General features: G+C 59.6%; 26 protein-coding genes and 1 pseudogene. 18 read left to right on the top strand and 9 right to left on the bottom strand.

All coding sequences use genetic code 11. The features are described 5' to 3' along the window. Window positions 1-41 precede the first annotated feature (41 nt). The gene (locus MUN86_RS27660) at window positions 42-467 is read left to right on the top strand and encodes a SpoIIAA family protein (RefSeq protein ID WP_245126982.1); all 426 of its coding nucleotides are present in this window, start codon (window positions 42-44) and stop codon (window positions 465-467) included. Between the two features lie 731 nt (window positions 468-1198). Here MUN86_RS27660 and MUN86_RS27655 read toward each other — a convergent pair. Then, window positions 1199-1567, bottom strand: a complete 369-nt coding sequence (locus tag MUN86_RS27655) for a winged helix-turn-helix transcriptional regulator (RefSeq protein WP_245126981.1) — start codon at window positions 1565-1567, stop codon at window positions 1199-1201. 192 nt (window positions 1568-1759) lie between these two features. Between MUN86_RS27655 and MUN86_RS27650 the strand changes: the two genes are divergently transcribed. Further along, window positions 1760-2491: an SDR family NAD(P)-dependent oxidoreductase gene (locus MUN86_RS27650; RefSeq protein WP_245126980.1), complete on the top strand. Its 732-nt coding sequence runs from the start codon at window positions 1760-1762 to the stop codon at window positions 2489-2491. 437 nt (window positions 2492-2928) lie between these two features. On the opposite strand, the gene MUN86_RS27645 is transcribed toward MUN86_RS27650, so the two are convergent. The 4 genes from MUN86_RS27645 to MUN86_RS27630 form a co-directional block, all read right to left on the bottom strand. Further along, window positions 2929-3387, bottom strand: a complete 459-nt coding sequence (locus MUN86_RS27645; protein ID WP_245126979.1) for a nuclear transport factor 2 family protein — start codon at window positions 3385-3387, stop codon at window positions 2929-2931. A 74-nt stretch (window positions 3388-3461) separates the two neighbouring features. Then, window positions 3462-3866 (bottom strand): helix-turn-helix domain-containing protein, encoded by a 405-nt coding sequence (locus MUN86_RS27640; protein WP_245126978.1) that lies wholly within the window; start codon window positions 3864-3866, stop codon window positions 3462-3464. A 9-nt stretch (window positions 3867-3875) separates the two neighbouring features. Next, window positions 3876-4283, bottom strand: a complete 408-nt coding sequence (locus MUN86_RS27635; protein WP_245126977.1) for a DUF6597 domain-containing transcriptional factor — start codon at window positions 4281-4283, stop codon at window positions 3876-3878. Between the two features lie 447 nt (window positions 4284-4730). After that, complete coding sequence (locus MUN86_RS27630) at window positions 4731-4946, bottom strand: hypothetical protein (RefSeq protein WP_245126976.1); 216 nt, start codon at window positions 4944-4946, stop codon at window positions 4731-4733. Between the two features lie 212 nt (window positions 4947-5158). Here MUN86_RS27630 and MUN86_RS27625 point away from each other — a divergent pair, with 212 nt between their 5' ends. The 6 genes from MUN86_RS27625 (at window position 5159) to MUN86_RS27605 (ending at window position 9751) form a co-directional block, all read left to right on the top strand. Next, window positions 5159-5923 carry a class I SAM-dependent methyltransferase gene (locus tag MUN86_RS27625; protein WP_245126975.1) on the top strand — a complete coding sequence of 255 codons (765 nt, stop codon included), beginning with the start codon at window positions 5159-5161 and terminating at the stop codon, window positions 5921-5923. A 998-nt stretch (window positions 5924-6921) separates the two neighbouring features. Continuing rightward, entirely contained in the window at window positions 6922-7326 is a 405-nt protein-coding gene (locus MUN86_RS27620) for a hypothetical protein (RefSeq protein ID WP_245126974.1), read from the top strand. Window positions 7327-7544: 218 nt separating this feature from the next. After that, window positions 7545-8006, top strand: a complete 462-nt coding sequence (locus MUN86_RS27615; protein ID WP_245126973.1) for a hypothetical protein — start codon at window positions 7545-7547, stop codon at window positions 8004-8006. Between the two features lie 386 nt (window positions 8007-8392). Beyond that, window positions 8393-8521 (top strand): hypothetical protein, encoded by a 129-nt coding sequence (locus MUN86_RS32550; RefSeq protein ID WP_375379524.1) that lies wholly within the window; start codon window positions 8393-8395, stop codon window positions 8519-8521. A gap of 361 nt (window positions 8522-8882) precedes the next feature. Continuing rightward, complete coding sequence (locus MUN86_RS27610; protein ID WP_245126972.1) at window positions 8883-9020, top strand: hypothetical protein; 138 nt, start codon at window positions 8883-8885, stop codon at window positions 9018-9020. Next, entirely contained in the window at window positions 9020-9751 is a 732-nt protein-coding gene (locus MUN86_RS27605) for an alpha/beta fold hydrolase (protein WP_245126971.1), read from the top strand. The genes MUN86_RS27610 and MUN86_RS27605 overlap by 1 nt, the downstream gene beginning before the upstream one ends. 186 nt (window positions 9752-9937) lie before the next feature. On the opposite strand, the gene MUN86_RS27600 is transcribed toward MUN86_RS27605, so the two are convergent. Beyond that, a complete protein-coding gene (locus MUN86_RS27600) occupies window positions 9938-10141 on the bottom strand; it encodes a hypothetical protein (protein ID WP_245126970.1) in 204 nt (67 codons plus the stop codon). A gap of 92 nt (window positions 10142-10233) precedes the next feature. Beyond that, window positions 10234-11130, bottom strand: a complete 897-nt coding sequence (locus tag MUN86_RS27595) for a DUF3108 domain-containing protein (RefSeq protein ID WP_245126969.1) — start codon at window positions 11128-11130, stop codon at window positions 10234-10236. A gap of 255 nt (window positions 11131-11385) precedes the next feature. On the opposite strand from MUN86_RS27595, the gene MUN86_RS27590 reads away from it, so the two are divergent. From MUN86_RS27590 to MUN86_RS27540, 10 genes and pseudogenes are all read left to right on the top strand, one after another. Further along, window positions 11386-12405 carry a sensor histidine kinase gene (locus MUN86_RS27590; RefSeq protein ID WP_245126968.1) on the top strand — a complete coding sequence of 340 codons (1020 nt, stop codon included), beginning with the start codon at window positions 11386-11388 and terminating at the stop codon, window positions 12403-12405. Next, window positions 12402-13127, top strand: a complete 726-nt coding sequence (locus MUN86_RS27585) for a LytR/AlgR family response regulator transcription factor (protein ID WP_245126967.1) — start codon at window positions 12402-12404, stop codon at window positions 13125-13127. Before MUN86_RS27590 ends, MUN86_RS27585 begins: the two co-directional genes overlap by 4 nt. A 484-nt stretch (window positions 13128-13611) precedes the next feature. Then, window positions 13612-14445 carry an alpha/beta hydrolase gene (locus MUN86_RS27580; RefSeq protein ID WP_245126966.1) on the top strand — a complete coding sequence of 278 codons (834 nt, stop codon included), beginning with the start codon at window positions 13612-13614 and terminating at the stop codon, window positions 14443-14445. A 342-nt stretch (window positions 14446-14787) separates the two neighbouring features. Beyond that, entirely contained in the window at window positions 14788-15237 is a 450-nt protein-coding gene (locus MUN86_RS27575; protein WP_245126965.1) for an SRPBCC domain-containing protein, read from the top strand. A 980-nt stretch (window positions 15238-16217) separates the two neighbouring features. Then, on the top strand, window positions 16218-17363 hold the full coding sequence (locus MUN86_RS27570; RefSeq protein WP_245126964.1) for a helix-turn-helix domain-containing protein: 1146 nt from the start codon (window positions 16218-16220) through the stop codon (window positions 17361-17363). A gap of 583 nt (window positions 17364-17946) precedes the next feature. Beyond that, a pseudogene (locus tag MUN86_RS27560) lies at window positions 17947-19181 on the top strand (serine hydrolase domain-containing protein). Between the two features lie 495 nt (window positions 19182-19676). After that, on the top strand, window positions 19677-20267 hold the full coding sequence (locus MUN86_RS27555; protein ID WP_245126961.1) for a hypothetical protein: 591 nt from the start codon (window positions 19677-19679) through the stop codon (window positions 20265-20267). Further along, window positions 20180-21223, top strand: a complete 1044-nt coding sequence (locus tag MUN86_RS27550) for a sensor histidine kinase (protein ID WP_245126960.1) — start codon at window positions 20180-20182, stop codon at window positions 21221-21223. The genes MUN86_RS27555 and MUN86_RS27550 overlap by 88 nt, the downstream gene beginning before the upstream one ends. Window positions 21224-21327: 104 nt before the next feature. Continuing rightward, window positions 21328-22878 carry a serine hydrolase domain-containing protein gene (locus tag MUN86_RS27545; protein WP_245126959.1) on the top strand — a complete coding sequence of 517 codons (1551 nt, stop codon included), beginning with the start codon at window positions 21328-21330 and terminating at the stop codon, window positions 22876-22878. 22 nt (window positions 22879-22900) lie between these two features. Next, on the top strand, window positions 22901-23590 hold the full coding sequence (locus MUN86_RS27540; RefSeq protein WP_245126958.1) for a LytR/AlgR family response regulator transcription factor: 690 nt from the start codon (window positions 22901-22903) through the stop codon (window positions 23588-23590). Between the two features lie 574 nt (window positions 23591-24164). Here the strand turns inward: MUN86_RS27540 and MUN86_RS27535 are convergent. Together MUN86_RS27535 and MUN86_RS27530 are read right to left on the bottom strand one after the other, a co-directional pair. Next, window positions 24165-24611, bottom strand: a complete 447-nt coding sequence (locus MUN86_RS27535) for a nuclear transport factor 2 family protein (RefSeq protein WP_245126957.1) — start codon at window positions 24609-24611, stop codon at window positions 24165-24167. An 80-nt stretch (window positions 24612-24691) separates the two neighbouring features. Further along, the gene (locus tag MUN86_RS27530; protein ID WP_245126956.1) at window positions 24692-25549 is read right to left on the bottom strand and encodes a helix-turn-helix domain-containing protein; all 858 of its coding nucleotides are present in this window, start codon (window positions 25547-25549) and stop codon (window positions 24692-24694) included. Window positions 25550-25585: the final 36 nt, after the last annotated feature.

Raw genomic sequence — 25585 nt, 5'->3', positions numbered from 1 at the left:
GTACGGTTTTTGAGTTGAGTATTTTAATTATTATACTTTATATGTTAAACTCTACATATAGGATCTACTACGAAAATGCCGTTGGTCGTGTCGTTGATGATCCCTTGGGCTTTGCCCGTCTGACGTATCAATCCAGTGTGCGAGTCGCTGACTCGTTTCACGCCTTTCTTGGACACGTCACCCGACTCATGGCGCGGCGCGGCGATGGCTGCTTATTGGTTGATCAGCGCCGCATGTCTCCCTTTACGCCGGACGAACAGCGTTATGTGATTGAGCAGTGGCTACCACGCACGGTGCAGGAGGGAGGCTATCGCTACGGAGCCGTCATTGTGGCCGAGGATGTGTTTGCCCGCTTAGCCACGGCTTCAGTGGTGACGGCCGTGCGCGAATTGCCCATGCAATACCGCTATTTCGAGCAGGAAGCAGAGGCTATTGCGTGGCTGCTGCACCAGCAGCGACAAGGCTGAATCGATTTTATTGCCATGATTAATTAGAATTCTATTTGCTCGAAGCAACCAGCACCAACTATCTAGAGAGTAGGTTCGCGTTCACCTAAAAGAGCATCAAACGCAAAAAGCTCCTCAAGGGAGGGCAGTCTGTTATAGCGTTTGATTGTGGAAGGGAATCGGTGGGCGAACCATCGAACCAGAACGGGCGAGTTTCGCACAGAGCTTACGCCTGGCGCACGCGAAGGGCTCTCGACCAAAAGTGACCATCCGTTGAAGTGAAGCGCTACAACGCAAGGATTCGGGCTTGTCGAAAGGCGTCGGCGAACGACCTGAAACGGGGAGAATGGCTACGCACACCGGGGAGCGGCGGCCGATTCTTATATTGTCATTACAAATGACTTTTTAGCTGGTTCAGGTTTTCCTGCTCAGTTGCCGCAAATACGGCAGGTAGGCGAACATAGGACAAACGAGCGCTCTAGAAGTGATACAGATCTTGCTGCTGGCAACGGGTTTATCGCTGAGTAGGGAAAGAAGAACAAGCTTGGCATACTGGAGAGGATAGGGAACGCTAAGTGAAGGGCCTCGTTACCTAGCACCCCCAAAAGGCGACTCGCCCGTAAAGAGCCGATTTCACTAGCCTCTCCTGACGTTCGATACCCCTTTGTTTTATCAGACTTTATGGAAGGAGTAGAACAAACAGTGATCCTATTACGCCCGTCTGTAGGCGTTAGGCTGTTTCCTGCCCTTGATTAGTCTGGCAGCTCGGCTAAATTCCTGGCCAGCGCGTGTTCCAGTTCTATGCGGTGGGCATTGCCCCACTGCTCCATTACCTCAATCACTGGCAGCAGCGACTGCCCCAACTCCGTAAGGTGGTACTCCACTCGGGGTGGCAACTCGGGAAAGATAGTTTTGCTAACCAGGCCATGGTGCTCCAGCTCATTCAGTTGCACGTTGAGCACGCGCCGCGTAGCGCTGGGCAGCATGCGTTGCATCGCGCTGGGCCGCTGAATGCCCTGGGCAATACCCGCCAGCAGGGTCGACTTCCATTTGCCGTGCAGCACTTCTTTGGTGAGCACGGAGCCGCAATTAAGCGTGTTGGCAATTTTTTTCTGATACATCGGGAAAGCAAATTGAGGAAAAAGATGTCGGAGGGGAACAGGGATTAAATCCGCCCTAGGGGGTAAAAGTATCGGGTGCCGAATAAGTTCGCCGTACTTGCCCGCCCTGCCCACGCGTCGGAAGTTTGCCTTGTGAACAGCGCTTGTAGTGTGCAAGTAGCGTCACGCAACGCAAACCAGCAACTGGAAATCATGGGAAAACTCACCGGAAAAGTAGCCGTTATTACCGGCGCTACCTCAGGCCTGGCTTTGGCTACCGCCCACTTATTTGTGGCCGAAGGCGCCTACGTCTTCATTACGGGTCGTAATCAGCAGAGACTCGACGAGGCGGTGCGCACCATTGGCCGCAACGTGACGGGGGTGTTGGGCGACGCAGCCAACCTAGCCGATCTCGACCGCCTCTACGAGACGGTGCAGCGGGAAAAAGGCAAAATAGACGTTCTGTTCGCCAGCGCCGGGGCGGCCGGCTTCGGCAAACTGGGCGAGATTAGCGAAGCGTTCTTCGATTCCCTCTTCAACCTGAATGTCCGCGGCACGCTCTTCACCGTGCAAAAAGCCTTGCCCTTGCTCACGACGGGAGGCTCCGTTGTGCTTAATGGGTCGATAGCCTCCATCAAAGGGTATGCGGCCAATAGCGTGTACAGCGCCAGCAAAGCCACGCTCCGCGCCTTTGTACGGGGGTGGCTGGTCGACTTACAGGACCGCCACATTCGGGTCAACCTGCTGAGCCCGGGCGCTATTGATACGCCCCTGATGGCCGCTGCTGGATCGGATTTTAAAGCTCAAATCGCCCCCTTGATTCCGCGCGGGGAAATGGGTCGCCCCGAAGAGGTAGCCGCCGCAGTCCTGTTCCTGGCTTCGGCGGAGGCCAGCTTTGTGAACGGCATCGAACTCTTCGTCGATGGCGGCATGGGCCAGATTTAGTTGCGCACCTACCAGCTCCTGGCGAAAGAAGGTGGGTGCGCGGCCGCTCTAAAACACCTCCCGCTTCAGTGCTGGTGAATAGCGGTTGCCGGCGCCATTCTCCGCGCAGGACCACCCTACCTTCCCCTATGCTCGTGGCCAGAGCCGGGTGGGGAAATAACAGGGAGAAAAGGGAAGGGCCTAGACTAGCTATCCTGCTTCAATAACGCGTAGGAAACCGTACGTTATGATCATATCTGTTCTTGCCACGTGATGCTCCTGCACGGCCCTCTCTCGCTGACGGTTTTCCCTGCCAAGTGGGGAAGAAACGTCAACTATATCTCTCTTCTAGCCACCACCCACCGCTGTCTCCAATTCCTCTTCTTTCGGCTGCTTTGGATAAACGGGGCGCCAAAGAAGTAGATCTGCGCTGGTTTCCCTTCGTTAACGCCACCGGCTTAGCGGGTTAGCGGATGCAGCTTTTCATCTACTTCGGTTCTTTGACCCGCTACCCGACACCAACCCGTCTCCTTTTTGATGAACACCTCCAGCCGGCGCACTTTCAGCGCCACGGGGCGCCCTTCGACGGTGAGCTGCACGTCGGCCAGCCAGTTCACGACGGCGGTCGTGCCACTGTAGAGCCGGATAATCTCGCTGCCCGGCACGGGCTTCACGCTCTTGAACACCACCTTTCCGGTCGCTTGCACCGCTTGCCACTGCGGCACAGAATACGAAATATCGCCCTTGGCCCCTACGGCGACGATATCATCGGAACAGGAGACACGTTCCGCGCCGCCGGAGCGGTGTAGGAGCGCGCGTAGTTGCTGGCGCTCCTGCGGGTAGCTCACCGTGTCGAGTTGGGCCGAGGCAGCCGTGGCAGAGAATAAAAGCAGACCGGTTGCGCATATAGTTTTCATCGTCGCAGGGGAGTAGTGGATACGCAGCGAAGGTAGCCGGCGCCTTGCCGCCAAAATAGTACGAATACGACAGGTTAAATTCGCAGCTCGTCTTGCAGCGTTAGGGGAGCCTGCTGCATTGCCCGCGCTACTTGTTTTGGGGTGGCAGCGGTAAACTCCTTGAAATCACGGATCAGATGCATCTGATCGTAGTACCCACAGGCGTAGGCGATGGACGTCCACCGCTGCGCGGGATGGTTCACTTTTCGGCGGTAGGCTTGCGAGAAGCGAATGAGGCGGGCAAAGAACTTGGGCGAGTAGCCTAGCTGCTCGTGGGCTTTGCGCTCGAACTGGCGGGCACTCAGGCCGGCGGAGGTTGCGGCTTGGTCGATCGGGAATATATGGCCGCCGTGTACCATCCAATGAGCCGCTTGTGCAAACGGGGTGAGGGCCGCCTGCTGCAGCTTCGTTAACAGGTAAGCTTCCACCAGGCGCTTCATCTCCAGCGACTATCGGGTGGCTTGCAGTTGCTCACTGACCCGCCGAATGTCGGGGCCGAGCAGCTCCGCCGCCGACAAGGGAACGTCCCGCAACTCGTGCAGAGGCACGCGCAACAATTGAAACAGGCCGCCGGGGTGAAAGGCCACCGACACAAAGCGGTGGTTAGCGCCCAGGGCCAGATCGACTTTCTTGGTTTGGGGTCCCACGATCGTCGCCTCGGGTAAGGCCAGGAAGGGATGGGTTGCGTGGCGAGAGTGGGTTGCGTCGCCGGGATAGAAGTGCAAACTGTGCTGCGGGGTCGGCGGGAAAGGCGCAACCCGGTGGTCGGTCGGGCCGGATAGGTGCACCTGCAGAACCATAATATGGCTTACATACGGTTGTAAGGCCGGATGGACCGTGTAGTAGTCGGGCTTCATACGCAGGGAGCAGTAGCAGGGAAGAGGAGCCTTATGGGACGACAGATGCTTGCACGTAGGCCAGGGAAGATACGAAAAGGCCGGGGCTTACTGTCCAGATGGGCCTCTTCAACCCATCTATCTCCCATCCTTTGGTTAGTAGTCGAAAATTCTCCATCCGCTCCATCCCATACCACCCCGGTTCTCTTTCTAGGTTACCTATGGCCTGACGAAGACGGCTAATGGATTCTAGAACCCTATCCGTTCCGAAGGTCCGATACCTCTTGTCAACTACTCGCCCAGCGTGGCGCTGAACCGAACCGTTGCCCTTTACAAGGCCAACGGGCCCATGTAGCGCTGGTGGAGGCGGAAAAACTGCGGCTGGAAACCAACCACTTCTACTTTGTGCTGCCCGGGGAGTTGTACCAAGCCATCGGCTCGCCCAAGGGGCGACCCAGTTAGAAGCGCCTACGCCTTGGCTAAAACCAGCACCGAGAAAGCTGGCATAAACGACGGCTGGCGGCGCTTGCGCGGTAAGCGCAATTTCGCGGCCTGCGTCGGGGTGCCGACGTGGGTTTTTCTGCCAAGCAAGGCGACGGCCAGGCGCCAACGACAACTACGAAGCAAGGAGCAAGGTCCCGTCGTGGTTGCGCCAGGGTAATAAGCCGCGGCGCCGTTCGCCACGGGCTGAACCTGGGGAAAGTTCGAGCTAGAAAATTCAACTCTCCTGCTTGTGGCCAATTATTTAATTCGGGCGGGCCGGCTGCAAAACCGGTGCGAGTACAGTCGTTTCTGCAAAGCGGCATTCGCTATCCTCGCCGACGCGGCTCGGTTACCCCCAGCGGCCGGATTTCCCGCGGACGCAAGTTTCCCGCTTGGATTTATAATTTAAGGGGATGATTCCTCTTGCTTTCAAAGACAATTTTTCCCGGCAAGCCGCCCTCTACGCCCAGTTCCGGCCGGTTTACTCGCCGGAGTTGTACGCGTATCTGGCTTCCTTGACTCTGGCCCACGAGCTAGCCTGGGACTGCGGCACCGGCAACGGCCAAGCGGCGCTGAGCCTGGCTCAATTTTATGCGCGCGTGGTTGCCACTGATCCCAGCCCTCAGCAACTCAGTCATTGTCGGCCCCACGAACGAGTCAGCTACCGGGTCGAGCAAGCCGAACACACGGACTTGGCCGCGCACAGCGCCGACTTGGTGACGGCGGCCACGGCGTTGCATTGGTTTCACTTCGAGGCATTTTACGCCGAAGTCCGGCGGGTGCTCAAGCCTGGCGGGGTGCTAGCCGCCTGGGCCTACGGCGTGCCCACGCTGACGCCGGCCGTAGATGCCGTGGTACGCCGGTTGCATGATGTAACCCTAGACCCTTACTGGCAACCGGAAAACCGGCTGATTGACTCGGGATACGCGACTATTCCGTTTCCTTTCCAGCACATTCCCAGCCCTGTCTTCAGCTACGAAAAGCCGCTGAACCGGCTCGACTTGTTGGGCTATCTGAACACGTGGTCGGCCACCCAGCGGTTCCTAAGCGCGGAAGGGTACAACCCGACCGAGCAAGTCGCTCAGGAACTTCAAGTTATCTGGCCCGATGCGGCAACGCAACACGTGGCTACGTGGAAACTTGTCTTAAAAGTAGGCCGTGTGTCCGATGCTCGATAAGTCCCTGCTCCCAGGCTGCGCCGGCCGCCCTCGGGTACGCACTCTAGTGCGGGAGCAAAAAAGTAAGGCCGAAGGTCCTGCGCGGGTGGCCCTGCTCTACTAACGAGCGGCTGGCGTGCGAGATAGGGCACCCGGCGCTGCGGCCGGCGCGGCAAGCACGGCCTGAATTAGCAACTGCAGCCAAGCCCCCACCAGCTAGGAGCAGAATGCGTCCGCCTTGGCTTGTTAATTAACCGTTGTCATCACCAAATGGTGAGTTATCTCTAGCCGTGAATCCTTGTATCACTTCTAGAGCGCTCGTTCAAGTAATGGTACACGAAGCAAAGCCCCCAACTAGGTACCCAAACCCGGCTGAAACCCAGGCCCGGGCGGCCCTTACTGCTACTGGCTACTTTGCGCTATGCTATTACATCAGACACCGGTTTAACCGCTGTTTTTGGGGCCGCCATGGCGCGCCTGGCAGCGTAGTTGCTAGCGGCTCCTACTTGGGCCGCCCGCCTGGAGCACGTAGAGCGCTTTCTGTTGTAGACGCCCAGCCACGCCCGCAAGGGTTCCACGTGCTTGCTTTTGCCCGTAAGCGTGCCGGTGCATACGCTTTACTGGCGGCTCGACGAGCTACTTGACCAATACTTGACCTACCCTTCCTCTACGAGGCCCCGCAATACTTCTCCCGCCACACCGGGTCAAGATACTGTGGCAAGCAGCAGGGAAGCCTGCCACGGCGGCAGTGCCCCATGCACAAGCAGGATCAGCGCAGCGCGCAGGCGTTACGCCCGCGGCCGCGGGCCAACGCGTCATAACCGAACACCTGGTGTTCGGATATAAAACAGCATACGGAACCCATGACTAGCTGCCAATGACGTAATTCACTCTGTATGTGTTAGTTGTAAAGATGGCGCGTTCCTTGGCATAAAAGAGAGCATCCGCTAGTATAGCGCTAGCAGTGGACCGGCTTCCGGTTTGTCCCAGGACATGTTGCACTCTCTTTTCTCCTTTCCATGTCAACGCTCCCCGTTCTTTGCCCCGCTTTGTTCGTGCTCTTCCTTGTAACCGGCGTTAGCCCAGTGGTTGCGCAGATGGCTGAGCCCGTTAGCCTGACGCAAGTAGCGCCCGCCAGCTTGCGCTTGCGCGTTGCCAGCCCCGACTACGCGCGCGGGTACGTGCAGGTGGTGCGGCTCAGCACGCAGCAACCCTTGTTTAGAGAAACGTATACCGCCCCAACTTACGGGCAGCGCTTCGACTTTGACCGGGCCCCAAGCGGGCGCTATCAAGTCGATCTTCAGGTAGGACTAGCACGCTACCATTACAGCGTGCACGTCAGAACCCATGCTGGTCGCTCCACCGCGTGGGTGCGCAAACTGGTGGTCGAGTATGAACCGGCTTTAGTGGTTGCCACCCGTTAGAGTACTGCGACCCTGCATCCCCCGACGCCGGAGAGCAAGGTCGCAGCTATACCGCCAGCAAAAGCTTCATCCGGTACCGGGTGAGGCTTTTCGCGTTTTAATGCCCGGACCTGCCATCCTTGGGTGAGCAAGAGTCTCTAGCTAGGCCGTATCTTGTCGGACTTGGCTCCATGAGCGCGTGCACCAAGCCGCTTCTGCTGCGCCCTTCTCTTTGCTCTATGGCTCGCTTGTTTGTTGCCGCCTTCCCTCGCGTGGTGCGGGGAATCTTGCTCGTGTACTCCCTCGGGTTTCTCATCGGCACGTACACGCATGTTCACGGCGTGCTCACCCACGGCTGGCTCGCCTGGCCGGTGCCCCGGGCTATTGGCCTGTACTGGGATGCGCTCACTTTCCTGGATCCATTGACCGTGTTCCTGCTGTGGCGCTCCCCGCGCGTCGGACTCGCCCTGGCCGTTGCCATTATGGTTTCGGATGTGAGCGTAAACACCCTCGTCTACCTGGCCGGCTACTTGGGTCGTCCCATCCCGCACATGGTCCCGGTATCACTGTTCGACCAAGCCTTGTTTGGCTTGTTTGTCGTGAGCACTGCGCCGCTGGTCTGGCACTTGCTCTCCTCCACTGGCAAAGGATCGGCATCGTCCTACGCTAGCCCAGTCGGTAACGGAGACCGGAAGAGGTAGAAGTCGTGGTTGGTTGAGTTGCCAGCCGCTAGGTTGGAGAGTGTCTGCTGCGCTAACTCCGGATTCTGACGTAGTGTTGGTTTGTGATAAGCCGCTAGATCAAAAGTAACGGTCTAAGAACGATGCTTCCTTATGGGTAACCTTGTGCCCTCTTAAAGAAAATAAGCTTACCTCCTCTGCTTCAAATGGGCATTCTCTTGCTTTCTTCTCTTTCCTTGGGCATTGAGTACAGTGGCTAAGTGTACTTTCGCTTCGTTAACTGCTCCTTTAGGCTTGCGCCTATCCGGGCCTTGGCTCTATTCCTACGATTGGTTGCCGGCTGTTTCGTTCTCTTCGGGTGGGGCTTCCTGTGCAGGGCTAAGCCCCAGCGGCCGTAACCACGCTCGCTGGGCTGGTCAGGGTCGCTGGGCATTGCCGTCGCCCCTGATGGAACCCTGTGCGTGGCGGATGCGGGGAACCACGCGATTCGCTGCATCACGTCCGCGGGGTGGTCACGCTGGCAGAGCCTTAACTAGGGCGACTCTTCTCTCAGAGCATCTTCAGCCCCGAGTTGGAGACGCTTTGTTCGCTCTGCGCTCCTCCTTTATTGTATTTCGACCTCGGCCAGAGCCTCGCTCTGTTAAGACCACGACGGACAGGAAATCCTCGTCAGTCCTCTTAGGTAACGAGGTAAGTTTACTTATTGCTAGCTATATAAAGAGTTAGGTCTCGACTTCTAGAAAAGTTATATTGATAGGCTAAGCTGAAAATTCCGCTCAAGGATCTGTAGCAGGAAACAGCTACCTACGCCCGAATAAGTTTACCTTCTGCCCGGACTAGTGGCAACTTAACCTTAGCGCTTCCTGATTAACGGGTGTCTTCCCGCTACGCTATAATATGCCGAAGTTTGTCCACTTCATCCTCGCCTCGTTTCTGCTCTCGGCCTGGCAAGCGCCGGCGCAGTCCCGGGCGGGGTTTATTTCCGTTAACTCGCTACGGATTCACTACGAACGCACGGGCCAGGGCCGCCAGTAGTGCTGCTGCACGCCGGGCTCCAGGATTCGCGCATGTGGGCGCAGCAAGTACCCGTGCTGGCCAGGCGCCACCACGTTATCTGCCTCGATCTGCCCGGTCACGGCCAAAGCACGGGGTACGATACCACACAAGCCATGCAGCAGGTGCTCTTACGGGTGCTCGACGAGCTGCAAGTAAAACAAGTAGCGTTGGTGGGTATTTCGCTGGGCGGTGCCTGCGCCCTGGATTTCGCCCTGGCCCATCCCGAACGAGTCAGCAAACTAGCCCTAGTTTCCACTAGTGTTTCCGGGTTGGAAGACCGCCTCGATGCGCAGACCAAGCAAGTTTGGCCCCGGATTACAACCCAGCTGGTGCGCGCCGACACGGCAGCGGCGGCAGAAGAATTTACGCGTGCCTGGTTTGACGGTCCTGCGCGGCGCCCCAACCAAGTCAATGCCCGCGCGCGGCGTTTGCTCTACCAAACAACGCTAACTACCATGCGCGCGCACCGTCTCAGCGGCTGGCCTCGCCTTTCCTCCCAGCCGGCTGCCCCGCAAGTCGCCAAGCTAACCGTCCCGGTGCTGGTGATGGTCGGCCAACAAGACCTGCCCTTTATTCTTGCTTGTGGGCAGTACCTGCAGCAGACGGTGGCCGACCAGACTGGCCTGGTGATTGCCAACGCCGGGCACATGGTCAACCTGGAAGCGCCCGCGCTTTTTAACCGGTCCCTGCTAGCATTTCTTCGCCCGTAAGCGGCGGGACGTCGGCGCTTTATCACCACCTCGCCGGCGCCTCTAACTCGGCCGCGCCCTACCCTACCTCCCGGCTCGCTGCTGCCTTTTACCGGCTGCAATTGCGGTAACTGGTCTGCTCCGGGCTGTCCTGAATGCTGGCCCGGGCCGTGGGGATGGCCTGGTGATAGTTTTTTGTAAGCCCAACTAAAGCGGGAATTTTTCGCACCTGCGAAATATTTTGCCATCAAAGTGGAATACGCCTTCCAGAAATTCTTCGGCCACGTGGCCCACGCCGAGGCTGCCGTGGTTTTGCTGGCCGCAGCGCGGGCAAAACTCGGCCGGCTCAGTAAGCACGAAGACGTAGGCGCAGTTAGCACAGGCCGGTGCTTTAGCGACAACATGAACCATGGGCAGGCAGAACGAGGGGTACGGGCGAAAACACCAGGCCGTAATTTGAGTGGACGGCGCTCTCCAAACGGCAATTCCGTAGCGGCAGAGGCTTACTTCGCCGGGCGAGACACCGGGTTGGGCATGACCCCGGGCACGGTGCTGGTCTTGATTTTGTAGCGAGAAAGCCCTCCCGGGTACTGGTCTTCTTCCTTCAAGAACTCGTGGTCTCGTTGGCTAATCCAGAACGTTTGCTTGAACGGCGCTTTAGTGGGCGTCAGTCCTGCGGTGACGAGCTTCCAGCAAGCCACCGGCGGTCCGCCGGGCACGGCCAGCGTCTCGGCACCTGTTACGGTGTAGGTTACGTAGGTGGGCGGCTTGCCGCCCGCGTCGTAGAAGGGAATGACGAAGCGCTTGCCCGCCGCCAGGGGCAGCAGCTCGAAGGTTTCGATGTCAAGGTTCCAGTTGAAAGCCGGCTGTTGAAACGGCTGCTGAAAGGCGTTAGCCTGGTTGCCCGCCACGCTGTCGGCCCCGGCGATGCCGGTCGAATTCCAGTTGTAGGCTTTCAGTTGGCCCTTTACGGTTTCGGCGTGGTAGAGGGACGCAAAATCACCGGCCCGCACCAGCGAGGTTACTTCCCGGTAGCTGATCGTGTCGGCGCCGTACCAGTGCTGCGTGATGCGCAGCACGGGCGCGCCCTGGTGCCGGGTGGCCTGCACCTGGCGCCGCCACAGCCAAAAGCCGAGCATTTTAGGCTGGGCCGGGTTCTGGAAATACACCAGGTACTGGCGCGTGCCCGGCTGGAGGCGACTGACTTGCAGCCGCCGGTCGCCCACGCGCAGGGTATCGGGGGTCTGGGCCGCGGCCGAGTAGGCCAGCAGCCAGGCTCCTAGCACCCAGCCGTAACTGGCGCGGTGCTGCCGTCCCGCCAATAGCCTCGCGGGCCGACTGGCTATCAAACAAGCAAATGGGGACGGCAATGGGCGAGCAATTGTAGGAAGTAGCGGCATAATTCAGAACGAAAACAAGGGTATGCCGGCAAAGCAAGGCTCCCTATTCGATCCGCGTCGGTGGATTCGACCCTTTTCGCCCGTATTTCGACCAGGCAGGTTATGGCGCTGACTTTTGGTAATAAATAGCCCGATAGGCCACCGGTCAAAAAAAAAAATACGCTAGCTGGTCGAAAAGAGCGCACCCCGCGACCACCCACTCACCTTGAACGGCTATGTTTACAGGGTAAGCCTTTTGTGGCTGCCTGTTCGTTCATGATTTTCTTTCCGCCACGCTACCGGGCCGCGGTGCTGCACCTCGCCTACTGGGGCGTGTACTTCTCGTTTTACTTCTACCAGTTCGGGCAGGAATACGCCCGGCGACAGGTAGCCGTGGGCCTGCTGGCTACGGTAACCCTCAATGCCGCGCTGGCCTACTTCAACTACTTCTACCTGCTGCCGCGCCTGTTGCGCACCCGGCGGCTGGGCGAGTACCTGGCGCTGTTTGCCGGCCCCTACGCGACCGTGGTCGTGCTGCGCGTGCTGGCCGACCGCCAGCTGCTGCTCACCGACATGAACCGGCGCTTTCTGTATTCCCCTGCGCACACCTGGTCGGTGGTGGTGGGCGTGCTCTTTATCGTGGCCTTCGTGAGCCTGCTTTACTTCGTTACCCAGTGGTTTGTTCTCGAGGCCCGCGCCAAGGCCTTGGAAAACGAGAAGCTGGCGACCGAGCTGCGCTACTTGAAAGCCCAACTCAATCCCCACTTCCTGTTCAACACCCTCAACAACCTCTACTATCTGGCGTACAGCCGCTCGGAGCGCACGCCCGAAGTTATTGCCACCCTGGCCCAGATGATGCGCTACATGCTAGAGGAGGCCAACCGCCCGGCCGTGGATCTGAGCCGCGAAATCGAGTACCTTGCCAGCTACATTCAGCTCGAAAAGCTGCGCCTCAACAGCCCCGTTCCGATCACCCTGACCGTGGCCGGGCAGCCCAACGGCCGGCTGGTGGCGCCGCTCATTTTCATGGCCTTTCTGGAAAATGCCTTCAAGCACGGGGTGAGCACCATCAGCACAACGGCTTGGGTGCGCGTGCACTTCGACCTGACGGGGCCCGACTGCTGCTACACGGTGGCTAACAGCAAGCTGCCGGCGTCTGCTGCCCCCATGGGCCCGGCCGGCACGGGCCTGCCCAACGTGCGCCGCCGCTTGGCCCTGAGCTACCCCGACCGGCACGAGCTGCAGATCGACGACTTGCCCGACGAGTACCGCATTTACCTGCGCCTAAGCCTATGAACCACCTCACATGCCTGATTGTCGAAGACGAGCCCCTGGCCCGCCAGCTGCTCACTGACCACCTGCAGCAGGTGCCTTACCTGCGCCTGACCGCGGCCTGCGCCACGCCCACCGCGGCTATGGCCGCCCTGCAGCGCCAGCCAGTGGACCTGCTGTTTCTCGACGTGCAGATGCCGGAAATGACCGGCCTAACCTTGCTGCGGCTGCTGCCGCGCAAGCCGCTGGTTATTCTCACCACGGCCTACTCGGAGTACGCCCTGGAAAGCTACGACCTCGACGTGGTCGACTACCTGCTCAAGCCCATCACCCTCGACCGGTTTTTACGGGCCGTGCACAAGGCGTACGCCCGCTGGGAGCCGCCCGTTTTGGCCGCAGCCAACCCTGCTCCGGCTAAGACGGCCGACCCCGCCTACCTGTTCGTGAAAGACGGGTCGCAACTACTCAAAGTCTGGTGGGCCGACGTGCTCTACGTGGAAGGCCTGCGCGACTACGTCACCATCCACACCCGGCAGCGCAAAATTGTAAGTTTGCAACAGCTCAAGGTGCTGACCCAGCAACTGCCCGCCGACCGGTTCGTGCGCATCCACCATTCTTGCATCGTGGCGCTGGACGCTATCGACGTCGTGCACAAAGACAAAGTACAGATTGGCGAGCGGTACCTGCCTATCAGTGCCACTTACGCCAAAGGCTTCCGCGAGGCCGTAGAACGGCATCGCATTTAGGTGCTGGATGCCTTGCTAGTGCATTGACCGGCTAGCGCCTGGAAAGCTGGCCTTTGCTAGTGCAACCCATAGCCCGCCTAGTCTAGTCCAACGGATATAGGCTGCTTTTTAAGCTTGCTATTTGCTTAATGCTCTCTCCTTATTATATTAGAGTATGCATATATTATAGCGGCCGCTCGTCTCGCGCCTTGGGCGCCAGAACAGGTCTGGCATCGGAAGGACAAGCAGCGACGGGAGCGGACAATTGCCGAGTTGCTCGTTAGTTCGGCGTGTAGCCTCCTGCGGCTAGCGCACCACGGGTGGGCCAAGGTCTGGCGGCGCTGCGTTGCGGGCGGACCGCGCTGCTGCCCTGGGCTGCGGGCGAGTGGGAACTTCGCTGCCCCAGCACTTCTGCTGGGCTTTCCCCTTTCGGCTTTCCCTGGCTTGTATTACTTGAAGGCTCTTGCTCACGGATCGTTTCCTTCCCTTAACCGCACTCGGTACCATGCCAAACAACCCCATCAACACCGTGGTCTTCGTCACCGGCGCCTTTGTCAGCAGCACGTGCTGGGACGCGTGGAAGGCGTATTTCGAGAATCAGGGCTACACCTGCTACGCCCCGGCCCACCCCCACAAGGAAGGGGCGGCGGCCGCGTTGCGCAGCGAGCACCCGCACTCGGCCATTGCCCACAACAGCTTAACCAGCGTCGTGGCCTCCTACGCCGCTTTCATCCGCCAACTACCCGAAAAGCCGATCCTGATCGGCCACTCCTTCGGCGGGTTGATCGTCCAGTTGCTGTTGCAGCAAGACCTCGGCGCGGCCGGCGTGGCCATTCACTCGGTCCCGCCGCAGGGAGTGCTCACGCTGAAGTGGTCGTTTTTCCGCTCGGTGACCCCGGCCCTCGGCTTGTTTACGTCGTTAAAGAAAACCTACCTGATGTCGTTCCAGCACTGGCAGTACACCTTCACCAACGGCTTGGACGGGACTACGCAGCGGGCCACCTACGAGCAGCTGGTCGTGCCTGAGTCCAAGAAGATGGCGCGCGGGGCACTGACCAAAGAGGCCCGGGTCGACTTTGCCCGTCCTCACGCGCCGTTGCTGTTTGTGGCGGGCAGCACCGATCACATCATGCCTGCTTCCCTGAACTATTCCAACTACCAGCGCTACGCCAACTACAACGAATCCATCACCGACTACAAGGAGTTTGCGGGCCGCAACCACTTGGTGCTGGGGTTGCCAACCTGGCGGGAAAGCGCCGATTTCGTTCTGGATTGGCTAGGCCGCACTGCGGGAACGCCGGCGCCAGCACGCCGACGCACGGCCGAGCCGCACGCTTAATCCCCTGCTTTTTGATATGCTGCGGGATTGGCAGGTTCCACCTATTACGCCCGTAACGTGACGCTGCCGCTGCAATAGGCGCAGCAGGGCAACCTTGCGCCCGTGCGAGGAGGCCTAGCGCCACCAAGGAGCGAACCCGGGCGATCGGGCTTGAGCACCTTTCCTAGGAAACGAAGGCCGCCCCCGACTTCCTCTCCGCGTCGCAAACGCCCCGCCATACTGTCGGAATACACCCGCTAGATCGCTACTTACAGGCGTATTTTTGTAGGAGGCGAGAGCAGAAAGGATTACAACAGAATTGCTTTCAGCCCAACACAACCCGTACTAAATCAGGCAACCTCGATGGAACAGGCTCGCTTTGCTACCACGATCCACGCACCCAAAGCCAGCGTGTGGCAGGTGCTGTGGGATGATACCCTCTATGGCATTTGGACCCGGGCCTTCAGTGAAGGCTCCCGGGCGATTACCGATTGGCAGGAAGGCAGCGAAGTACAATTCATATCGGCGGACGGGGGCGGTATGTACAGCGTGATCACGAAAAAGACACCGAACGAGTTCATCTCCTTCCAGCACCTAGGCGAACTAAAAGACGGGCAGAAGCAACCCGTGGACGCGAAAACGCAGAGCTGGGTGGGGGCCAGGGAGACCTATACGTTAACCGAAACGAACGGCACCACCGAGCTCGTCGTGGAAATGGACGTCAGTGAAGCGTACCAAGACTATTTCACGGCGACCTTTCCCCAAGCCCTGGCGAAAGTGAAGGAATTGGCTGAAAACGGCGCGCGGGGGTAAGTCGTTGATTCTAGGGAATCGGCCCCTAACTCCCGGGGCAAAGAAAGCGGCCGTTAATATTCGTTGTTTTAGGGGAGTGCCCGGGTGGCCCACCCATTCGGCAGTAACCGTACCCGCTCCGGCGGCAACTGAAGCAACGGGGTAGATAAGCGTGAGCCGTCCAGCCCGGGCTGCTTCCCTGGGGAACGAACTAGGTATAGAGCTTTACCTTATTCGTTTCCACTTTTTGCCATGACGGCCCCTGCCCCAACCGTCCTTTTTGCTGGTCGAACGCTTGGCACAGGTACTCAGCAATTCGGCCACAGGGTTGCGAACGTGGTGGTGACGCTAGTAGGCTATACCGAACTCACTGACAGTCGCCGCTTTCGACCCATCCGGCCCGCAGGCGCGAAACCGTACGCTTGCTGCTACAGCGCTAGGCCACGCCTGCACTGCCTGATTTTTTGATGCATCTGCTGCTAGGGATAGGAAACGAATAGTTTTCCTTATCGCTACCTATGCAAACCACGCGCAATCAACTTACCCAGGGCCTACTCGAGCGCGATTTGGGAAGCTTCCTATACCTTAATTATTGGATTTGCCGACGCAGAACCTCATCCGGCGCAGTAAGTATTCAGCCGGCGCACAAGGCGCTGCCAGCACCTCGCCATGAAGTACAGTGGCTTGCCTACCCTTTACCCGCCTAGGCTGCTTCTAGCAAGGAGCAGCCCCCGGGACCTACTTCTCCTGCCTGAGTGAGCTGCCACCCGGCCGCAGTTGGTATTATCCAACCACTGCGCTGGGGAGGCGACGGACTCAGCGAATCCAGCGACAAAGCAGAATCTTGCGTCGAGCGTTGCCTTTAAATGCCGCGTGACTTTACGTGTGCAATGATACGGCCGCTTTAGCGGGCCCGAACCCCAGAGCAGGTTCGGCCTTGCGCCGCGACTCTTGGTTTTGGCATGCTACTTTTGGGCGCCTGTTCCCAGTCTTGCCCGTTCATGGACGCTAATTCCTTCCTGCCTACTATCAGCCTGCTGGCTGTATTTATCTCTATCCTCTTAGCCGTCTTTCTACTGACCGTCAAGACCCAAAACCGCTTGCCCAATGGCTTGTTCGCTTGCTTTCTGCTGCTCAACGCCCTGGACCTGAGCTCGTGGTTCGTGAATGCGTTTTTGCTGCGCTATCCGACGGTGCTTCTCTTCAAAACCACCCTCAACGCCCTGATCAACCCGCTCTTCTACCTCTACGTCGTCGCGGTTTGCTATACCGATTTTAAGCTCCGGGCCAAGCATCTGCTACACTTCCTGCCGTTTGCCCTCGTTTCCGGCCTGCTGCTGCCGCGGTTCTATCTGGCGGATACCGGCGCTAAACTCGCTTTTCTGCAGCATTACAGCCAGATGCCCGAAGCCACGGTTAGCCGCCTCGTGGGGCAGCTACAGTTTATCTTCTACCTTCTCGCCGTCTTCCGTACCCTGCGCCGCTATCAGCGCACCTACGTCGAGAACTATGCCGACGCCGCCAACCGGACCTACCGGTGGCTGTTTCGGTTAACCAGTATCCTGGCGGCCTTGCACTTGGTCATTCTAGTAAAAGAAGTTCTGCGCTATACCGGGCATCCCCACGTGTTGGCGGGCCTAGAATTGTGGGTGGCACTTAACGCGACCGGGGTGCTGAGTTGGTTCGTGCTGCAGGCCCTCTACCAGCCGACGCTTTTCCGCAGCATCGACGCGTCCCTGCCCACGGTCGCGGGACTGCTCGCCGAGCAACGGGCCCCGGCGCTTACTCCCGAGCCGACGGTGCCACCCGAGATCGAGGACAAGATTAGCCGCCTTCGCACGTACATGGCGCAGGCCGAGCCCTACCTAGATCCGTCCTTAACGGTGCAGGACTTAGCCCGCCAGCTACAGCTGCCGGGGCGGGAGTTGTCGCTGCTGATCAACCACCACCTCGACCAGCACTTTTTTGACTTCGTCAACGAGTACCGAATTGAGAAGGCTTGTCAGCTGTTAAAAGACCCCACGCACCAAAGCATGACCGTACTAGAGATACTGTACGCGGTGGGCTTCAACTCCAAATCCTCCTTCAACACGGCCTTTAAGAAACAGACCGGCCTCACGCCGACCCAGTACCGCGCCACGTCCTAAAGGGCCGTACCCTCCTTACCGCCACCGTTTTCTATGGTAGCAAGCTCCGACGGCGGGCTTCTAAAGGCCCCCTCGAGCCAATTGCATATTGCTGACAGTAAGTGGATTAGTAAAAAGTTGAACGCCTGCTGCGGAAGTCGAACGCCTTGGCAGAAAATAAAAGCGTCCGACTTTTTTTGGTCGGTCGCCTGCTAGAGGGAGCGGTTGTTCTTTTGACGTACTCAGCGCAAGAACTGCCGGTTGCCACCGGGCCTTTTCCTGAGCTACCCCTCTCCTCCCCTAGCCCCTTTAACTTCCCGATGAAAGCGCTCCTTCTGTTGCTTGCTTGGTTTCCCGCCCTGGTAACGGCGCAGCGCGGGCCGGCTGCGAGCCGGCAATCGGTAACGGAAAAACTAGCCTACTTCCTCCGGCTAACCGACACGCTGCGGCAACAAACGCATACGGCGGGGCTGGCCCTGGCCATCGTCTACGACCACCAACTCCTGTATATGGGGGGCCAAGGGTACCGCGATGTGGCCCGCCAGCTGCCGGTTACCCGCGCACTCTGTTCGAAATCGGCTCCTGCACCAAGGCCTTTACGGGCGTGCTTGCGGCTCAACTCGTGCAGGCCGGCACCCTGCGCTGGGACGACAAGGTGCGCGCCCACCTCCCCGAGTTTGCCTTGGCCGATGCGTATGCCACCCACCAGGCCACGGTGCAGGACTTGCTGACCCACCGCGTGGGCATGGACCAGCATTACTACCTCTCTTATGGCCCGCCTTTGGCGCGCCACGAGTTGCTGGCCAAGCTGCCCTACCTCAGCTTTCGCGGCAGCTTTCGGGAGAAGTTCTTGTACAACAACTTCCTCTACACCGCTGCGGGCCTGGTGGAGGAACGGGTTACCCATTCGACATGGGAAGAGTTGATCCGCCGCCAGATCTTCCGCCCCTAGGCATGCACCACTCCTTTACCACCTTCGCAGAGTTTCAGCGCTACCCGGAGGCAGCGCTCAGCTATCGCAGCGACGGGCGAACGCTCGTGCCGGCGACCAGTATCGAGGGCCTCGCCCCGGCGGGCAGCATCACCTCCACGATAGAGGACATGGCCCGGTGGGTACAGATGCTCACCAATAAGGGGGTGTTTGAGGGCAAGCCCTTTCTCGCCCCTGAGCAGTTTGCCTACCTGACCAGCCCGCTGACGGTGCGCAACGCGGCCGAGGAAATCTTCTACGGCATTGGCTGGGACATTGATACCAAGCGCCGCATTATCTACCACGATGGCCGCACGGCCGGGCAAAGCAGCCGGATTCTGCTCATGCCCCAGGAAGGGTTTGGCATCGTCATCCTCTGTAATCAGCAGTCGGAGTTGCAAAACCTGCTCATCCGTTACGCAACCAACATTTTCATCGACGATACCTACGCGAAAATGCCGGACTTCGAAGCCTTCGTCGCGAGCAAAGCCGCGCAAAAATCTCCCTCCCCTATTAAACCGTCTTCCGTTAGATTGGACAATGTCGCTCGTCAGGAATTGAAAAGCTGCGTGGGCACGTACACGCATCCGGCCTACGGCGTGCTCACCTTGGCCTCAGCTCCGAAAAACCAGTTCTCGTTTGCTTATTACGACTTTCAGGGCCTGGTAACGTACACGGCCGGGGCCGGTTTTTCCGCGCTAACCCAGCACGTAACCGGGCCCGACACCTTTCCCTTCACGATAGTCAAAGATGCGAGCCAGCAGGTGACGGGAGTAGCTGTGCAGTTTCCCTACGCTCAACCCGTTCTGTTCACCAAGGTCAAGGATACCGAAACAGCTGTTCCAGCCCGTCCCACTTCCTTACCTTAGCGCCAGGCGACGGGCTGCATTATCCACGTATTGGGGCAATAAAAGCGACACGTAAACCTTATCCGAGGGAATCGAATATCGCATAAGTATGGCTTGAAATACTATATCGTTAATATTATTATAAGAGCACCAAGAAAAGTGCTACCCGAGTTCAGTGGTATGACTTGCTGTTAACCCAGCGGCTATTTATAGAAATACCTCGAAACCAATGCTTATCGGGCCTTATGACTGAGTAATATTAATGGATCCACTATCCGCCTTCGTCAGTCCATCGGTAAGCAAGGGGACCAGGGTGGTATGGTGCGTAGTGACGCTTGCCCAACAACTAGCTTAGCGCTTTTTGCCCATCACGCACTTGCATTGGTTTTGCATTCTACTATTGGGCACAAAAAACGAGCGTTTAGCCCGTGTCCACCCCATTGTTTGGCTTGTTCACCCCATTTCTGCCCGCGGCGTTGCCTGCCTGCCTAGCTTAGTTGCTCAAACTAGCTGACTATGCAACGTTCACGCAGTACTCTCTGGCCGGAAGCGGGCGTGGCCGTAGCCCTCGTGGCCCTTTACGTGACGGCAACATTGCGGCGGGAGCAGGCGGCCACCGACGAGTTGCTGCGCCAGGTGATGGCCAGTGGGGTACCGGCCCCTGCGGTCGAACAGGTTATTGCCGACTATCAGATGCCGCTACACTCGCTGCTGCCCCTGCTGGGCGGGGCCGCCGGGCTTCTGCTGGCCTGGGTTGCCGCGCACTACCTGGCTTTGCCCCGCCTGGTCCGGCAGCCTGACACCATTGGGTTGCTCTACCTGGTGCCGAGCCTGTTGCTGCTGATGGGCAGCGTGTGGATAGCCCAGTACTTCAAGCTGTATCTGCGCCTGCAGCACAACGAGCTCGGCGTCGTTACGGGCCTTAAAATGTACTCGCTCTACCGTCAAAAAACCCTCTTGGCGGAGGGGGTAGCCACCGGCATTGGGCTGGGATTGTATGAACTGCTCGGCCAGCTTTTGTGGTACTTGCGGCAGCGGCTGTCCCGGCCGCCGGAACCGGGGATGCGCCACGGGTACGACGCCTTGCTTGTGGGCCTGGTGGGGTAGCCTTGCTCGGGGCCTGGACCATGCCGCTGCCGCCCACGCTCTGGAATGCCCACACCGGGCCCTGGCTGTTGCTGGCCGGGCTGGGCCTGCTGGTCGCCTTGTTGCAGGGCCTGGCGTACCCGGTGCTGGCCTCGGTTCGGGTGGGCCCGCCCGGCGGCCGCTGGGTAGGGCCCGCCGCCGGATGGGTAAGTGTGGCGGCCGGCGGAGCGGCCTTGCTGTGGACGGCGTACAGTTCGCGCTACCCGCCGCCGCTGCGGCCCTTGGCCGGCCTGTTCGGGCTGGCGGTGGTGCTGACCGGCCTAGTCGTGGCGCTGCGCCGGGTCGGGGCGCAGGAAACCCGGGAGCTGCAAACGCAAGCCTCGCATAGCGCCGCCGAGCTGGCCGGCTTGCGGGCGCAGATCCAGCCGCACTTTCTCTTCAACGCCCTCAACAGCCTCTACGCCACGGCCCTGCAGGAAAGCAGCGACAAAACGGCTGAGGGCATCCAGCAACTAGGCGAGATGATGCGCTTCCTGCTCGAAGAAAACAACCACGAGCGCATCGCCCTGCGCCAGGAGGTGCACTACCTGCGCCACTACATCAGCCTGCAGCGGCTGCGGCTGGATGAAACGCAGGGCCTCGACATCCGCATTCAGTTGCAGGAATCGGAACGGGAGGTGTACCTGGCGCCCATGTTGCTGAGCCCCTTCGTGGAAAATGCCTTCAACCACGGCATCAGCCTGCAGGCCCCGTCCTGGATTCACATCACGCTGACCCTGGATGCCACCCACTTGTATTTCAAGGTGCATAATTCACTCCACGCCCGCCCGCCGGAGGCGTCGCCTGGGCCGACGTCGCACGTGGGCCTCGCCAACGTACGCAAGCGCCTCGAGCTGCTGTATCCCGGCCGCCATGACTTGCAAATACAGCAGTCCCAGCAAGACTACTTCGTGGCCCTCACCCTGCTGCTTTGGTAGCCCGCCTTCGCGGAACGGACCCGCCTTACGGCCCCGCAATTTTGCGGGCGTTGGGAAGCCCGCGCCCCGCTTACGCCATCCGTCAACGTTAACTGCCTCGTCTCATGCCTACGTATCGAGTACTGATTTTCCTTATCTGCAGTGGGCTCGTCAGCGGGTCCGCGTACGCCCAGCGCCGGGTTGCCCGGATTGATTCCCTGTTTCAACAACTGGCCCGCGAAGGGCACTTCAACGGGGGCGTGCTGGTAGCGGAAAAGGGCCGCATCCTCTACCAGCGGGCCTTCGGCTACGCGGACCTGCCTACACGCACGCCCACTACGCTGAGCTCGAGATTTCAGCTGGCCTCCATCGCCAAGACGTTCACTTCGACGGCGGTGTTGCAACTGCTCGAGCAAAACAAAATCAAGCTTAGCGACCCGCTGGCGCGCTACCTGCCCGCCTTTCCGTACCCCACTGTTACCCTGCGCCACCTGCTCTCGCACACCTCCGGGCTACCGGATTTAGAGCTCTACGAGCCGCTGGTACGCCAGCACCCGGAGCGGCTGGTCACGAACCAGGACATTATTCCGGCCCTGCGCGCCTGGCCGCGGGGGCTCTACTTTACGCCTGGCACGCAGTGGCAGTACTGCAACACCAATTATATTTTGCTCGCGCTGCTAGTGGAGAAGGTGAGCCAGCAGGCGTTTGCCACTTACCTGCAGCGCCATCTATTTCAACCGGCCGGCATGCGCGATACCTACCTGCGGATGGCCGGCAGCCCCGCCGATGCCCGGCTCGTGGCCAACCACCTGCTGCCGACCATGTACAGCACCGTCCCCGAACCAGTCGAAACCCTGCACCTGCAAGACAGTGTCCGGCTCTGGCATCTGCGCTTCGAGAGCCGCGGCCTGACGGGGCTGTACGGGCCGGGGCAGGTGGTGAGCACCTTGCAGGACTTACTTCGCTTCGACCAGGCCTTGGCCCGCGGCAAGCTGTTGCGCCCGCGCACCATTGCCCTGGCCGCCACCCCGGTTAAGCTCAACGACAGTACGACGGTCGTGGGCGGGAATACGGTTGATTTTGGCGGCCCTACCTCGTACGGCCTAGGCTGGGTGGTGCGCCCCGATCCGGTCGGAGGCACCATCGTCGGGCACGACGGCTACAACCGGGGCATTGCCACCATGCTCTACCGCAACGTGGGCAAAGGCCAGACGGTAATTATGTACGATAACACCGAAGGCGAACAGTTCCGCGAAAAAGTAGCCGCTGTCATTGCCCTGCTCAATCAACGGTCCGGGCGGCCGCTGACCTATAAAAAATCGGTAGCTCGATGGTACGGCGACGCCTTGCGCAAACAAGGACCGGTGCGCGCCCTGGTGCAATTCAACACCATGCGCGCCGATACCAGTCACTTTTACCTGGCCGAAGACGAGCTTAACAGCTTGGGCTACGCCCTCTTGGTGAACGGCTCCCCCTCCCTGGCGCTAGACGCTTTTCAGCTAAATACCGTACTTTTCCCCCTGAGCTTCAACGTGTACGACAGCTACGGGGATGCCTTCCGCTACGTTAACCGCCGGGCCGAAGCCATCGTGATGTACCAGCGGGCCCTCGCGCTCAACCCGAACAGCGAAGGCACCAAACACTCGTTGCAACTGCTCCAAGCCCCGGCCCCTTAAGCTAACTCCATTAATCCGCCCCATGCTTTCCGCCATTGCCATCGACGACGAACCGCAGGCCCTGCAAGTCGTGCACCTGCTGGCGGCTAAGGTGCCGTTTCTAACGCTGCAGGCAACATTTACCAACGCCTTCACGGCGCTGGCCTACCTGCACACGCATCCCGTCGATGTGCTGTTTGTGGACATTCACATGCCCGATATTACGGGCCTAGAATTGGTGCAGGGCCTCTCCCGCGCGCCGCTCATCATATTTACGACGGCCTACTCCGACTATGCCGTGCAGGGCTTTGAGTTGGATGCGGTGGATTACCTGCTCAAGCCCTTCTCGCTGGCGCGCTTCACCAAAGCCTGCGGGAAGGCATTGGACCGCCAAACCGGGCGCGGTATGGCCGGCCGGCCGGCCATCCTGGTGAAAACCGGCTTGGCGGAGGAACGCGTGTTGCTCGAGAATATTCTCTACCTAGAGGCCGATGGCAACTACCTAACGTATGTGCTGACTGCTCGGCGGGTGCTCACGCGCCAGACCTTGGCCGAGGCCTTGCAGCAGCTCCCACCCCAGTATTTTGTGCGGGTGCATCGCTCTTACATCGTGGCCCTGAGTAAAGTGGATAAAATCGCCCGCCACGAAGTGAGCGTAGCCGGGACCAGCATCCCGATTGGCAGTTCTTATGAAAGCGCCGTGCAGGCCCTGCGCGCCCACGCCGCACGGTGACCTAGCCTCGGGGCCAGGATGAGGCGGGCGAGGGCGAGCGCACCGCCCCCGGACGCCCCACTACCGGCCGGTAGGCTGCCTAATAGTCTACCACCAACTAGTTGCTGGGCATCCTCCTCAATCTAGCTGCAATAGCTAGCCCAAATACCGAGTAGACCCCTATAACGTCATTATCCGGGTTAGAAACGTACCGGCGCCGACTCAGTCCCGGAAGCTAAACGTCGATTTTTTCCCGCAAGAGCAGAGCGCGGAACGCTAGTACGCCCGGATAGCAAGACAACGACCACCAGCAGCACGGGACGGAAGTTGTAGCAGGAAGCAACAATACTGCGCCTTCTGAAGCTTCAGTTCTTGGCGATGCTACGCAATGCGCGGGCTTGACCGCAAGCCAACAGCCGGCTGACACCCGGCAGCGCAGGGGTGCTTTTCGGAGAGTTTTATTAGCGACTAGACTTCCTATGCTACCTCACCTGTCAGGCCCCAGGGTCTGGCGTCCGACACCTGATAGCCGGAAGCGCTGGCGGCTGAGACAGAGAGGCCGGCCGGATAGAGTCGCCGAAAGTGTTCACCCGGTTCATTTCTTCACGGCTACGATGCTGGCTTGCCGGGCCGTGAGTTGCCAGCCGGCCTTGGTTTTCAGCCACACGTTGGTGTACTGCCGGGTTTCCACCTGGCCCGCATAGGCCGTGGCCCGCTGCGGGGTCACGATTTCGTGGCCCATGGCAATGGCCACGTTCTTGACAATGGTTACTTTCTCGACCACCCGCTCAACGGTGGCGTAGTCGAGTTGGCCTTGGCGCATAAAGGCCAGGATTTGGGGCCGCGTGACCACTTGATTGTAGGGGTTGTTGACCACGAACTCCGGGCTCCACAGCCGAAGCAGGGCGGCGGTATCGCCCCGCTGCACCGTGGTGATTTCCAGTTGTTCGAGCCGGCGGATTTCGGGCTCGCCTTGGCCTTGGGCCCAGGCCGGGGCAGTGGTCAGGAGCAGGGCAAAGGCTAGGGGGAGGAGCTTGTTCATGGCACGGGCGAAAGGAGGGTGAATCATCCCCCAAACCTACCTCCGGTCCCGGCCCGGGTGGTGGTAAAAAATCCGCATTCTTAGCGCCTGTTTCGCGCCAGACGGTCAGGTGCCTGGGCCTGCGCCAGCAGCAAAGCGGGTGGGGTGGCGTGGGCGAACTGCCGAAAGTCCTTGACCAAATGCTGGTAATCGTAGTAGCCGCAGGCCAGCGCCACGTGCAGCCAGTCCAGCTCGGGCCGGGCCTGTTTGAGGGCGTGGGCCTGACTGAAGCGGCTGATGCGCGCGTAGAGCTTGGGGCCCACGCCGAGCTGCTGCACAAAGCGCCGCTCCAGCTGGCTTACCGACAGGCAGGCCTCGTGCGCGAGCTGGTCGAGCGAGTAGCCCTGCGGATGGGTGGCCAGCGCTAGCAGGGCCCGGTCGAAGGGCTCGAACGAGATGCGTAGGTGCTGAATGCGCTGCCAGAGGTAGGCTTCAACCCGCTCCAAGAGGATGGTGTCAGTGGGTGCCTCCAGCAATTGCTCTTGCACCCGCCGGATGTCGGCCGCCAGCACCGCCTCCGCGTCGATGCGCGCGTTGGTGAACTCGGGCAGGGGCACACGCACAAACTTGGTTAGCACGCCGGGCTGAAACTGCACCGACAACATGCGAAACCGGGAACTGCTGTAGAAATCGAAGCGAGCGGACTGGGTGCCATTGAGCACGGTGGGGGCATACACGGTCGTTGTACCCGATTCCGAGTGCAGGGCCGTTACCTGCCCGTGCAGGTAGAACACCAGACACTGCTCCGTATTGGCCGCCATGGCCTTGGCCGGCACCACTTCGCCCGGCGCGGCCGTTACGTCCAGCAGCAGCAGCTCCCGAATGAAGGGCTGCAAATGCGCGGAAGGCGGCCAAGTGTGGTAGTAAATATCCATATCCACGGCGAGGCCAGCGGGCATAGCAGCTGCCCAGCTTTTAGCCCGGTGCTAAATATA

The organism is Hymenobacter volaticus, from assembly GCF_022921055.1.
GTDB lineage: Bacteria > Bacteroidota > Bacteroidia > Cytophagales > Hymenobacteraceae > Hymenobacter > Hymenobacter volaticus.
Note: the sequence above shows the minus strand (reverse complement) of the source record. Positions and strands in the feature narration are given on the sequence as shown.